This window comes from Planococcus wigleyi (assembly GCF_014836985.1).
GTDB lineage: Bacteria > Bacillota > Bacilli > Bacillales_A > Planococcaceae > Planococcus > Planococcus notacanthi.
This window is the reverse complement of sequence record NZ_JACSPU010000001.1, coordinates 297,576-310,834: the sequence shown is the minus strand read 5'-3', so window position 1 is coordinate 310,834 and position 13,259 is coordinate 297,576. Positions and strand designations below refer to the sequence as shown.

General features: G+C 45.9%; 12 protein-coding genes. All 12 read right to left on the bottom strand.

Features of this window, described 5'->3' with window-relative positions:
- Positions 1–335: 335 nt before the first annotated feature.
- Complete coding sequence (locus H9630_RS01305; protein WP_191713687.1) at positions 336–1,274, bottom strand: acetamidase/formamidase family protein; 939 nt, start codon at positions 1,272–1,274, stop codon at positions 336–338.
- Between the two features lie 257 nt (positions 1,275–1,531).
- Entirely contained in the window at positions 1,532–2,956 is a 1,425-nt protein-coding gene (locus H9630_RS01300) for an amidase (RefSeq protein WP_191713686.1), read from the bottom strand.
- Positions 2,953–3,132, bottom strand: coding sequence for a hypothetical protein (locus tag H9630_RS01295; RefSeq protein WP_191713685.1), 180 nt, complete (start codon positions 3,130–3,132; stop codon positions 2,953–2,955). Before H9630_RS01295 ends, H9630_RS01300 begins: the two co-directional genes overlap by 4 nt.
- A 405-nt stretch (positions 3,133–3,537) precedes the next feature.
- A complete protein-coding gene (locus tag H9630_RS01290) occupies positions 3,538–4,323 on the bottom strand; it encodes an ABC transporter ATP-binding protein (protein WP_191714468.1) in 786 nt (261 codons plus the stop codon).
- 2 nt (positions 4,324–4,325) lie between these two features.
- Positions 4,326–6,062: a DNA/RNA non-specific endonuclease gene (locus tag H9630_RS01285; protein WP_191713684.1), complete on the bottom strand. Its 1,737-nt coding sequence runs from the start codon at positions 6,060–6,062 to the stop codon at positions 4,326–4,328.
- Positions 6,063–6,206: 144 nt separating this feature from the next.
- Positions 6,207–6,491, bottom strand: a complete 285-nt coding sequence (locus H9630_RS01280; RefSeq protein ID WP_191713683.1) for a hypothetical protein — start codon at positions 6,489–6,491, stop codon at positions 6,207–6,209.
- 352 nt (positions 6,492–6,843) lie between these two features.
- Positions 6,844–8,205 (bottom strand): TcaA NTF2-like domain-containing protein, encoded by a 1,362-nt coding sequence (locus H9630_RS01275; RefSeq protein WP_191713682.1) that lies wholly within the window; start codon positions 8,203–8,205, stop codon positions 6,844–6,846.
- A 12-nt stretch (positions 8,206–8,217) separates the two neighbouring features.
- The gene (locus H9630_RS01270) at positions 8,218–9,999 is read right to left on the bottom strand and encodes a TcaA NTF2-like domain-containing protein (RefSeq protein ID WP_191713681.1); all 1,782 of its coding nucleotides are present in this window, start codon (positions 9,997–9,999) and stop codon (positions 8,218–8,220) included.
- 20 nt (positions 10,000–10,019) lie between these two features.
- Positions 10,020–10,886, bottom strand: coding sequence for a zinc ribbon domain-containing protein (locus H9630_RS01265; protein WP_191713680.1), 867 nt, complete (start codon positions 10,884–10,886; stop codon positions 10,020–10,022).
- Positions 10,887–11,070: 184 nt separating this feature from the next.
- Positions 11,071–12,081, bottom strand: coding sequence for a hypothetical protein (locus H9630_RS01260; protein ID WP_191713679.1), 1,011 nt, complete (start codon positions 12,079–12,081; stop codon positions 11,071–11,073).
- A gap of 33 nt (positions 12,082–12,114) precedes the next feature.
- Positions 12,115–12,363: a hypothetical protein gene (locus H9630_RS01255; protein ID WP_191713678.1), complete on the bottom strand. Its 249-nt coding sequence runs from the start codon at positions 12,361–12,363 to the stop codon at positions 12,115–12,117.
- 26 nt (positions 12,364–12,389) lie between these two features.
- The gene (locus tag H9630_RS01250) at positions 12,390–13,040 is read right to left on the bottom strand and encodes a hypothetical protein (RefSeq protein WP_191713677.1); all 651 of its coding nucleotides are present in this window, start codon (positions 13,038–13,040) and stop codon (positions 12,390–12,392) included.
- Between the last annotated feature and the right edge of the window lie 219 nt (positions 13,041–13,259).

Sequence of the window (13,259 nt, the reverse complement as noted above, 5' to 3'; positions counted from 1 at the left end):
CGCGCCCCACTAGCTCTATGGGAATTTCACGTTTAATAAATAGATGGCTGACTGTTCCTAATGGATGATCAAAAATAAACTCTTCGCACTTCCCCTTCTCTATTTTTTCATATAAGCGCGCATAGTCTTTCTCAAAATAGATATCTTACATTTAAACAATCTCTCCTTGTGTAGTTTTAATAGGAAGTAATTGGCTGATTTTAGTCTCTTCTGAATCCTATTTTAGTTTAACACAGAGTTTATTAAAAATGCAGTTAATTCAGATAACTTTAAAGACAGTTTATTTTTTCATTAGAAAACACTGCCGTTTTCGGCAGTGTTCGGGTTCTGCTCATTCATTTTTCCTGAAACACCGCAAGCGGCAGCAGTGCACTCACCACATATTGGCCTGCATCGACAATTTCGGAGATTTTGAGGTCGACGCACAAGCTGGACAATAAATAGGCATCTTTTGGTTCCAGTTCGTAGTTTTCGGACAGGTGATCGACCATGGCGCGGATGGCGTCGCGTGCCGCTTCCATCAGGTCCGGTCCGACACCGGTCGTGCCGTAGAAGCCTTTATGGTCGACCTTTGGCGTCAATGCGCCAGCTGTCTGGAACTGCGGTGCCGGAATGGATTTGCCTTTAATGAGACGGAACTTCAGTAATGCGTGCATCGGGCATTCGAGCGCCGTTACGCAAACCTCTCCGTCACCTTGCGCTGCATGGGCATCGCCGCAGCTGAACATGGCGCCCGCCACTTGCACCGGCAAATACAATTTGGTGCCAACCGTCAGTTGCCGAGTGTCCATATTGCCGCCGAATGTTCCAGGCGGCATAATGGCTTGCCCTTCGGCATTTGCCGGACCGACGCCCATCGTGCCGAGGAACGGGGTGATGGGCACTTTGATGTAATCGTTGAAATGGATAGATTCGCCGTCACTCAAATCGAATGTCCGTAAGTAGGCGTCTGGAAATTCTTCAGGCAATAGGCCAAGCCCAGGCAAAATCGCCATCCAGCCCCAACTCCCCGGCTTTAGGTCGAGGATTTCCACTTCCAGCGTATCGCCCGGTTCCGCACCACGGATCTCGACGGGTCCTGCGAGCGGATAGACTTTCGCCCAATCGAGTGTGGCAATGTCTTCGGTCTTTGAGTCTTTATTGAATTGATCATCTGCTACTTCCCGGGTGGAAAAATCCACTTGGTCTCCGCTATCGATCGTCAACACCGGCTGCGGGTCCTTATCCCACGTGTAATGCACGCGGTCTTCCGGAAATCGATGCGTATTGGCCATATTTCGTCATCCTTTCAGGTTGAATTGGCGTAGAACCAGCGATTTTTTTCCAGATAACTGGATATACTTTCTGTTTTGGGGCAAATACTTTCCATATGGCTGAAAATACTTTCTGTTTGAGCTTAAATACTTTCCAGAAGAAGCAAAATACTTTCCAAACCACGATAAATGCCCAAAACCACTCTAAATGCCCAAACCCAGGAAAGCGCAAGCCTGCGCTTTCCGCTCAAAAATCAGCTTTTATTGGATGAATCGCGTTAGATTGGCTTAATCGCTGTCAAATCCGGCTTATGGCCTTTCATCAGCTCCAGCTTTTCGATTGCGTAGGCGACGTTGAGGACTTTTTCCTCCTGGAACGCCGGGCCCATAATCTGCAGACCGACTGGCAACCCGTCGCGGACACCGCATGGAATGCTGAGTGCCGGCAAGCCGGTCAAATTGCCCGGACCCGTGAAGCGGATGACTTCATCCAAAAAGCTTAGCGCCTGGCCATTGATGTCAACGGTGCTGTCGCCGATTGGCGGTGACAGGAACGGAAGAGTCGGCGTGATAAGCACATCCACTTTTTCAAACGCTGCCGCAAAATCGAGATCCAGCTTGCGGCGGATCTGTTGTGCCTGAACATAATCGACACCTGACATCAGCTCGCCTACTTCCAATAAAAAGCGGACGTCATCACCGAATTTTTCCGGCTGCTTGACCAGATTGTCATGATGGATGGCGCTTGCTTCGGTTGTGATGGTGACAAGTTCCGCAAATTCGGCTTGTGCAAGCGATGGGATGCGGACTGTCTCAATACGCGCACCCAACTTTTCAAGTTGCTGCAGTGCATACTGGACCGCTTCATTGACACGATTATCGACGTTTTTGAAAAAATAACCTTCCTCAATGCCGATGACCATTCCTTTGACGTCTTCATTCAACCCTCCGGAATAATTTTGCGTCGGCCGGTCCACAGATGTCGGGTCTTTCGGATCGTAACCGCCGAGCACTTCCAACAGGAGCGCTGCGTCGAAAACGGTTTTCGTCATCGGGCCGATATGGTCAAGGCTCCACGACAACGGAAAACAGCCGTACTTGCTGATGCGGCCATGCGTCGGCTTCAAACCGATAATGCCACAGCTTGATGCCGGAATCCGGATCGAACCGCCGGTATCTGTCCCAAGCGAAGCGATGGTCATGTTCGCCGCCACCGCAGCACCAGACCCGCCGCTTGAGCCGCCTGGAATTTTGCTGAGGTCCCACGGATTCTTGCAGGCTCCGTAATGCGGATTGGTGGTCGTCGCTCCCCATGCATACTCGTGCATATTCAGTTTGCCGTGGAAAGTCGCGCCAGACAGCTTAAGTTTCGATACTACAGTCGCATCAAAATCAGCGACAAATTCTTCATGGATTTTCGAACCCATCGTCGCGGGTTCGTCCTTGAAATACAAAATATCCTTCAGCGCCATCGGAATGCCGTGTAAGAAGCCACGGTAATTGCCGCTTTGAATCTCCTGCTCCGCCTGCCTCGCCGATTCCAGCGCCTGCTCTTTCTGCACGCGAATAAAGGCATTGATTTCTCCGTCATACGCATTGATATTAGCCAATACGGCTTCCGTCACTTCAACAGGCGACACATGTTTGTCGCGCAGTTTCGGCGCTAATTCGCCAATGGATTGTGCTGCCAATTCTTCGTTCATGGCCGCTCACCTCCCGGCACATGCGTCAGCCCCATATCAAAATCTTTCAGCTGCGAATTGTCCACGGTTTCCCGCAATTGCTGCACCGCTTTCATCTGTTGCACCAGCATGTCCTGATGCGCTTCCGGTACTTGAATCCCACGTTCTTCTAAAATCCTGTGAATGCCCTCTGCCATAGCAATTCCTCCCATTCGGATAGTTTGAAAACGTCTGAGAATCTGGGTTGTCTACCGACAGTTTATCATAGTTTGCAGATAGTTCAGATAGTTTACCGGTGATTTTCAGCAGAATAAAACCCTGTCCGGCAAGAGCGTGTCTTGTCGGACAGGGTTTGTTGAAGTTATTCGGTGTATTGCTGCCGACTTCTTCCAGTGAATTGGATATACAGTCCGTTTGAGGTGATATACAGTCTAAATTGCCGCAAATACTGTCCGATAAATGGATTTACTGTCCAATCTCCACACAATACTGTCCAATTCAGTCAAGACCTCTTGAATGCCCAAACTCAGGCAAGCGCAAGCCTGCGCTTTCCGCTGAGCACTTTCGGTCCCAAGCAGGCTTGGGACCCCGCCCTCAGCCATTCAATGGTTTCTGACTTTTGACAGCAAGGGCCGTCCGTTGCTCCAGACGACGTTTACGGGCATATCGAAGAAACCGGACAACTGTTCACTGTCGATGAGCTCTTCTGTGTTGCCGGAAGCGAAGACGCTGCCGGCTTTCAGCAATAAGGTTTTATTGAACTCCGGCAAGATCTCTTCGATATGGTGGGTAACGTAGATGATGGTCGGGCCGTTCGGCTTTTGCGCGATGGCGGCAATCGCCTCGAGCAGTTCTTCCCGGGCGATGAAATCGAGGCCCGCGGTCGGTTCGTCCAAAATAAGCAGTTCGGGATCCGCCATCAACGCACGTCCGATCAACACGCGCTGCTTTTCGCCTTGCGACAAGGTGTGGTAATCGCGGTTGGCGTAATCGAGGCAGCCGAGTTCCCGAAGAATCTCGACGCCTTTTCGGTCGATTTCATCCGTCGTTTCCTGATACAGGCCGAGAGAAGCGAACGCTCCGCTCAGCACCACTTCATATGCATTGTTGTAGATCGGCAACTTCTGTTGGATAGAGGCAGACACAAAGCCGATCTGGCTGCGCAGTTTTTCCGCAAGATAGGTCTTGCCGAATTCCATTCCGAGTACCGTCACTTTGCCTTCCGATGGGAAAAAATAGGCATTGATCAAATCCAGCAGTGAGGTTTTCCCGGCGCCATTCAAGCCGTACAGCACCCAATGTTCGCCTTTTCGGACCTGCCAATTGACGCCATTCAATACGATTTTATCGTCTCTTTTTCGGGTGACGCCTTCCAGCTCCAGCATCATTTTCATAGAAGGATATCCTCCGCCCGTTGGACAAGAGCTGCTTTCCCTGCAGCCAATGGATCAGCCTCACGCAGATTGCCGAAATCAAGCCCTGTCAGTTCTTCGATTTGCGCGACCGACACTTGATAAGTCCCGAACTGCCCGTAGACGAATTCCAGATTTCCACCAATCAAATCTTCCTGTGTCTGCAAGTAAGCAGTAGCTGATAAAGTCGCATCGTCTTTCAGCATCACCGCCACTTTCCAGAACTGATCCGGAATCTGTGCATCCCGGTAGCGCACGTCATCGTCCCGGAACACAGGCCCTGTGAACACCGAGACTTTAATGCTGTGGTCGCGGGCATTATCGAGCAAATAATCTTCCAGATCCAGCCACGCTTTTTGGTTGAAATTCTTATGCTGGGGAGAGCAGTTGGTGAAATGGAATGTGTGTTCATTGGCCTTCACCGCATCAACGCCCCAGTTCGGATCACGGCGCCGAACCAAATGACCCCGGTCGATATCGTTTGATTGGTAAAATTCCGGTCCGATTTGGTAAGCTTCGTCAATCCTTGGATCAAAATACCAGCGGTCGTTGCTTCGCTTGACGTCCACCAGCTGGTTGCCATCAATGTTGACGGCTGTGTAAAACGCCAATCGGCGCGATTTGCTCATCGCAATCGAGAAATGCATATAATCAAGGACCGTCTCGCCGTCCGCAGTTTGCGCCGCATCGTCTATAAGGGCGTCGCCCAATGCGGGCAATGGCACATGGAATCCGTCTCCCAGAAATGCCGGGTCATAGCCGAAAGCATCCGCATACCAATCTTCGGATAACACGCCGACTTCCATCGGTTCTGCAGCAGAGCCAGGCATAACAACAGCGAGCAGCTGATCCAGCAGTTTACGTGAACGCTCCTCTTCCAAATTGCTCCGCGCCTCGCTGAGATGTTGGATAATCGAGCTGATGCGGATGCCTTCATTGGCAATCCATTTAGTGGGGTCATTCGGATCTGGAATACCCGCATGATGCAAGGCCACGACTACCCATTGATCGTTGAACACAGGCGAACCTGACGAACCCGGTTCCGTATCGCTGACATAATGGACAAAGTCAGATGAGATGAACTTAACTTCATTTTCACGGATGGTGATTGCTTTCGGCCCGCCGTTCGGATGTTGGATAATGGTAACGTATTCGCCTTCGAGGATTTTCCCCGGCTTCGGCAATAGCGGCAAATAGCCAAAATCGGTCAGCGGGATGTCATGCTGATTGTTTTCTTCCACCGCTACGAGCGTAAAGTCCAGCGCCTCATCGGTAATGAAAAGCGCTTCCGGATCCAAGCGGAAACTGATGATGTCGCGCGGCATGAAGCGGACGTCATCTTCGTAATTGAACTCGGCCACCGCGTACATTGCAGCTTCGGGCGTTTCGAGCACATGGTTATTCGTCAGCAATAAATTCGGTGCCACCAGAAATCCGGTGCCGTAGCTTTGCAGCTGACCGGATTTGCTGCGGATCGAAATCCGGCAAACGGCTTTGCTGACGTCCAGCCCCGCTTGCAGATGCGCAATCGGAAACAAATCGCTTTTGTTGATGATCCGCTCCATCGCCAAATTATCATGGTGGTTGATGATGCTCGACCGTGTCATCATCCGTTCTCTTGATGCTGCCGCCTGTGCTTCCAGCCGGCGCTCTTCCTCAAATGCTAAATAACGCTGCAACGCTTCCTGCTGGATCTGTTCCATTTTCTTGGCCATTCTCTTCCATCCCCTTCCGACGTATAGGCTATATTTTTCAATTAAAAATTTAATATTCTATTAATTACCTTCAAAAAAAAGTTTATCACAATTGGACGAAGAAAACCCATTCCAGGGAGTGGAATGGGTCGTGGAGTGTCTCGCTTAAAGTGACCATTTTTTATTGTCATTCTTCACAATTGTTTCTTCGCCGGTTTTCGGATCGCGGATGACTCGGTCTTCCGTCGGCACATCTTCCGAGCTTTCATCCGGCGCGTTTTGGAAATCGTCGCCTGCAGTTTCTCTTACGTCGGTTTTGCCGGAGGATTCCCAGCCTTCATCGCTGCCGCTCAGCATTTCGCTGGTTTTTTTGACGACTTTATCGAGTGTTGATTCCTCATTATCCTGGTTGTGGTGCAGGTTCTTATCGTGTGCGTCATTGTTGGTCATGATGCATCCCTCCTGAATGTGTCGTTGCTTCTTCTTTACCCGCTGATGCCGGAAATAATCATTGTAGGAAGGCACTGGATGGCTAAGAGAAGGAAAGCGCATGCTGCGCTTTCCGCTTAAGAAGCGTATTTCTTCTGTTGGGGATTGTATTTCCAGAATCGGGAGGAATCCACGATGATTTATTCCAGTTATATGGAAATACTTTCTGTTTCGGGGCAAATACTTTCCAATGGAGCGCAAATACTTTCTGTTAACGGCGGAATACTTTCCACTGGCCACGAAATACTTTCCAAGCCATAAAAAAGCCATCGCCAAGCTCATTGTGAGCTTGGCGATGGTTTTTCGACCATTTTTAGTTTGTTCGCTTCGTGTCTTCAATAGTTATAGATTCGATTTCATAAGTGCCGTCTGTTCCAATTACTATTTCGTATACTTTATAACGTTTATAATTGACGGTGTCGTATAAGTGATTCGTGAAGTCAAATTCTTCATAAGTATTAACATAGGCTTTGTTGCCTTCGACTTTATAATCGAGAACATCATCTGTGTAGAATTCATAGAGGAAATATTGGTTTCCAAGATCTCCTATAAATTCATCGATTTCTTTCAAAGCACTACTGCCTGGCTTCAAGTACGATGCCACTTGCGAATAATCTTTAGCATTCAACGCCGCTTCATAGGCACTGCGGAAATTCCAAATAAACTCAGTGATGTTTTCCTTATCAAAATAAACGCTATCTTCTGTTTCCCCTTCTTCTATAGCTACTACCGCTTCTTCACCAATAGATAAATTGACTTGATCGCCGCCAACCACTTCAAGAAGTTCTGACTTTTTGTCTTTCAGCTCGGCATGGACAGACAGCTTCTCTCCTTCAAATAGAGGACCGATTTCAGCCAGTTCTTTCACTTTTTTCTTAGTCGTCTTGCCGTTTATAAATACTAAGGCTTCCGGTTCGTTAGAAGAAAGGGTGACCATCAGCTGTTTTTTTTGCAGCTCGATTGCCATATCTTCATTGCCGGAAATTTCCTGTTCAAATTCTGCTGTGCTTTTGTAAACTCCATCAGCAGAGACAGCTGCCGGATAGACGCCTGGAAGAAACGCTCCCATCACTTGTTTGCCTTTAGCCAAATCGAAAGTCTTGCCGGCAATGCTGTATTCCCCATTAGGCAAATCGGTCGCCAATTCCACATTGACTGGAACGGCTTCAATCGAAATGACGGGATACAAGCTCAAGTATTTTTCCTGTTTTAGCTTGAAAACTTGATGGCCATTGTCATCAGTTATGACGCGAGTGATGCCGTCTTTTTTAATGCCAGCCGCTGCTTCAGTGATATTCGATTGCAGCACTCCATAATCAAGCGATTTCAAGTACGAGACATAGACTTTTTCATCTTTGTTGATGTCCTCTGAAATGGTGATTTCTTTTAGGACCGCTTCCGCATCACCGGATTCCAGTGCTGTCAGGAAATTGCTGATTTTGCTGTCTGGGGAAGTCTTCGCTTGAATAGTGTAATGCCCTCCCACCAAAGCAATCGCCAAAATACCAACCAACAGGAACGCCAACTTTTTCTTGAATGACCAAGGCTTTTTCGGTTTTTGGACGATCGGTGTTTGCGCTTCAGTGTTTGGCACAGCTTTTGGCGCACCGCATTCAGCACAGAATACTTGATCTGCCTCCATCGGATTTCCACATTCATGACAAAACTGCTTCATATCGGTTTCCTCCTAGATTTCTTTTGTGGATATCAGTTTGTGGGCATAAAGATCAGCGCCCTCTACATAAATAATCGTTACTGTCCGATAATCTTTTTCACTGCTTTTCTCTGTGCCGTGAATGATGAATTTCTCGATCGTTGTCACCTGCAGATAACCGTCGTCCACCACTTCCACTTTTTCGACAGACGTCCCTAAATGTTCTTCTGTAATCCCTTTAGCATACGTATCATTGACAAACTTAGATTGCTCTTGGAATCTCGGCCCATCAAGCGTGACCATGGATGACACCATACCGAAATCTCCCGAGTTGATGGCCGCCACACTGCTATCGTTATAGGCGTTAAAGAAATAGTCGATTTCACTGTCGCTGATGCCGAAATTCTCTTCGGTAACTTCTGCAGGTACTTCGGCTTTTTCTGCTTTACCGGCTGCTCCGGCCACTTCGTAGACTTTTCCGGAACCTTTAATCGTACGTGTCGGCTCAATGGACGAGAACCAGTTGCTCACGTATTCCCCCACTAGCCATTTGCCTGCATCTGCGTCATAGACAAAGCTGATTTCTGCTTCCAGATTAATCCGGTCCAGTACGACGGTATCGCCTTTTGCATAATTAGCGCCGTTCACGACCAATTCGGCAAGCATCGAAACCGATTCGCCATTTCCGTTTAATACAATCGAAGGCTCTTCCAATTTGATTTCTGTTAATGAACCTTTAAAGTACAAATTACTTTCTTTCATCATTTTGAACTCTTCTTCGAACACTTTCCGTTGATCGGCAGTGGCCGTTTTCAAAACAGAAGCATCCCGAGTACCGAGTGCCTGCGTGTATTGTTCGCCAAATAAAGTCAGCTGTTCGACCAGCTTGCCTTCCTGGTCTTTGGAAAGTTTAGAGATTTCCAAGGTTTGATAGTCAGAGTCGATTTTCAATGGTTCGGAAACCTGTTTGCCCCATGGAAACTCGATTTCCCCTTGTGCAGTCAGGCTGCCATCCAAAGGCAATGGACCGATTGGCTCGGTTGCACCAGTAGCATCAACCGCAAATTCTTTCTCGCCGACAATGACTTTGTAGTTTTTATAATTGGTTTCATTGAACACATCGAAGTCCAAAACAACCGATTCTGCCGGCAGCTCTTCATAAATGAACGTTTCTTCAGAACCAGTATTCATTTCAATCGTCAGCTCAAACGGATGTGTGAACTCGGTATACTCTCCGTCATAAACGAATTTTGCATCATAAGATCCGGGAACCAATCCTGTGAATCGGTAAATCCCATCTTCTTCCTCTACCGAGGCCACTTTCTTTCCATCTAAATGAAGCTCAAGCCCTTCGTGAGGAAATTCAAAGGAAACCGTTTGTTCAGGCAAAACGACTTTAAAGGCATTGAATACACCCAATACTTTTCCGCTTTGGCTGATTGTTGCCACCTGCTCCAAATCGTACGGAGTCAAGTTTGGATATGATTCCATGAAAGCAGCTGCTTGTTTAGGCTCGACCTGTTTGCCGTTTGATAACGCCATGTGCTCTGCCAGCATGTTTGCGTCTTTCTTTTCCAGTGCCTCAAAAAATTTAGAGACCGCTGTCTCCGCAGAAGCGGTTTTGGTTCCCCATGAATACAAACCACCCAGACCCGCAAGAAGCAACACAATAACCGCTGTAAGCACCTTGGTTTTCAGAGCCATTGGTTTTTTCGTTTCAGCGGATGCCCGTACTGCCAGCGGCTTTCCACATTCCACGCATATTTTATTTCCTTTTTCATTTGGATGCCCGCAACTGGTACAAAAAATGGTCATTTATTTTCCTGCTTTCTTATTTATAGAATGTCACTGAACATTTCCATGTATCTGCCTATTGTTGAATCAAAGAGCACAGAAAGCGTGATTGAAAGGGCGATTCCAAAAAGGATGATATAGCTAATAAAGCCATAATAGGCATCAACCGATTGCTTTTTGGCTGTAAGCAAAGCAGTGATTAAAAATAGCGGCATAACGAAAATGCTATAGCTGATTGCCAAGACAAGAAGTGAATTTCCAATGATGATCGATTCAATCATCAACAACAAGTAGGCAGCCAACAATAAAACCATACTTGGAATAAGCAAGGTGCCAAAACTAGTGACAATGTTTTTAAACGGAAGATTCGTTCTCAAGAATTTATTGACAGCATAAATACAGACTACTGATAACAGGAAAATAACAGCAATGGTCAAAATTGAGCTAATCAAGACGCTGAAAAAAGATGGCATCATACTGGAAGAATCCGTGAATATGCTCCCGAAATCTTCAAATGGAGCAATGATCAAGCTGAGGTTTTTGTAGACCGCCAACGCAAAAACCAATGCGAAAATCGCCACGGTAATTAGTGAATTAGTGAAGTTGACGGATGATTGAGCAAGTATAGATGAAGGACTTTTAACATATTGCAGAAAATACGCCCAATATTGCTTGGAAGTTTCTTTCACTTTCACAACATGCTGATTTGGTTCTACTGGCTGCTGATAGGCGGATGCTCCTGTTGCTGATGGTGCAGCTGTGTACAACGGCTGTACGGGTTTTTCGGGTGTTGCTTCCAGAGCGGAAGTTTGTCCATCTCCTGTTAGATGTGCTTCCAGCACACTGCCACATTTCCCACAAAACTTCCCTGAAGCTTGTTCATGACCACAATTTGTACATTTCATCATATAACCTCCTAATATTGTTAGAAAAATGGCATAGATATAAGAAATAATAACGAGTACAAGGTATTACTTTTCTCACATAAATAACATCTATTTACCTATTATATTAGAATTCAGCTTCAAGTAAAGGATATTTTAGGAAATAAAAAATCCTAACCTTAAAAAAGTTAGGATTTTTATCAACCTCTTACTCATGGAACTGCCAATTGTTCAGCTTCCATAGATTTTCCTGCTTTTTAAACTCAAGAATCTGTGTCATGCTAGTTGGTTCCGGTGACATGGGATCGATTAAAAAATCTCCAATTACTTGATAGGTATTTTCATCGATTTGCTTGATGCTGGTATTACTTAGCCTCTCATCAATACCCGGGAGCAATCCGGAATCGCATTCGCAATAATAATCCTCTGCATAAGCAGCAAGCGTTGCTTCCGAAAACTCTGCTGTGACAAGATGGGAAATATGCGGCTCAATGATGGCGTAATCGCCAGGGTTGCTGGAGTTGAAGGAGTACAAAGTAATCATATAGTCCATAACCTCCCAAAACTCTGCCATAATGGCTGTTGCGGTTGACAGATACTCTTCATCAGTTTGTGGAGCTATTTTGCCTGCTGAAATCGTTACAGATTCTGGGGAAGAATCTTCTTCAGCATCGGCAGCTTCATCTTCTATTACTGTGGCTTGGTCCTCTGCCTGAGTTCGCCCAAGACTGAATTCCCCATCAGGCAATCTCCATAAAGGTTGCCCTTCCTGTGCCATCACGACCGTTAACAGAATTTCTTCTTCCAGCAGTTCGACTGCCACAGTTCCGGAAGCGCCAGAACCATCATCTTCATACTCCACAATCGCTTTGCCTTCCTGGAACATTACTTGCTCCTGCCCGGCTGATGCAATATAACGCGCACCTTCCGACATAGAATCGATATAAACAGTAGCAGAATCGCCTTCGACGTTTTCAATTCGTGTGGTCAGATAGGGGGCATTCATTTCATGTTGCTGTTCCCATTCACCTTCGTAATTTGCCAATTGGAAAGTTGCTGTTTCTTCTTTCTCCTCTTCCGTCTCTTCAGCTTTAGTTTTCACTTCCGCGACTTCGGTTTCTACTTCCGCAAATTCCCCGACAATGATTTCTTCCGTGTCTGGCTCGTTCGAAGTATCCGAGCAGCCAATCAGGAAAAGCATTGCGCTGAAAACTATCATTCTTTTATACTTTATCCCTTGGCTCTCCATTGCTTAAGCCCGGTTGCCGTATGGGCGCTGGACGAGTTGTGCATTGATTCGTTCAGCCGATTTATAAGCATCGTAAATTGACCAGATCCAAACAATCGGATAAGTGATAAAACCAATAAGAATAACCATTAAAAAGGCATTGACTACTTGCACAACAATCAATATCAATCCTTTGGCGATAGAACCATTATAAATTTGTCCTAATCCTGTTAATAAAAAACTTAATACCGCTGCTAACCCTGAGTTCTTCATTCCAATTCCCCTTTTTCTGTCGGTTTTTATAATCTTTCTGTATTTGATTTGACTGAATTCAAGTTGCTATTTACTGAAGATAACCCCCGGTTTACCGAATTAAGGGATTGATTTACCTGACTTAATTGCCCAGCCATAGCGGAATGTGAATCCCATACGCTATCGGCTACTTCTTCCACAGAACCAATGATTCGATCGTTCTGCTCTTCCTGGTGAAAAAGTTTGGCGCATTCTTTTAAATCATCCGCAATAAAATTAGAAACATAGTAGTGAAACCTTTCTGTTTTATAAATCCCTTGGCTGACGCTAGGCAAGGCAGAATTCTTATAATAAGTACCTTCCAGTTGTTGCATTTCATTTTCGAGACTTGCCAATTCAGCATTATATGCTTTGTCCTCTTTCTTGCTCAACACAAATGAAGCGATTAACGCTATTATCACTCCCCAAAAAACATCTGCAAATGTACTCGGATCTTTAAACGGATTGATAGCATTCAGCAGCACAAATCCGATCGGCAATCCAATCAATAAGAGCCATTTTGTCTTATTCTTTTTTTTACCAAGAATGGATCGAGTGTTAAAGGAGTCTTTTTGAATGTACTCCTCTTCTTTTTTGCGATATGCCTGAACGTATCCCATATCATTTTCCAATGCTTCCAACAGTTCATCCCTTGTCATTTAACAAATTCCTCTCTTATTTAAGTTGTCTAAAAATTCATAAATCTATAATAGCATTATAACTAAGAATATATAAGAGTAAATGACTATTTTTTTTACAATTAAGTAACTAAAGTAGTATTTTAGTTACACAAATAGATATTTTTTATTTTAATTCTGTGTGGTTCTATAGATTCTTGCGTCCGAGAATACATATTTTTCGGTTACGGCATGTATTTG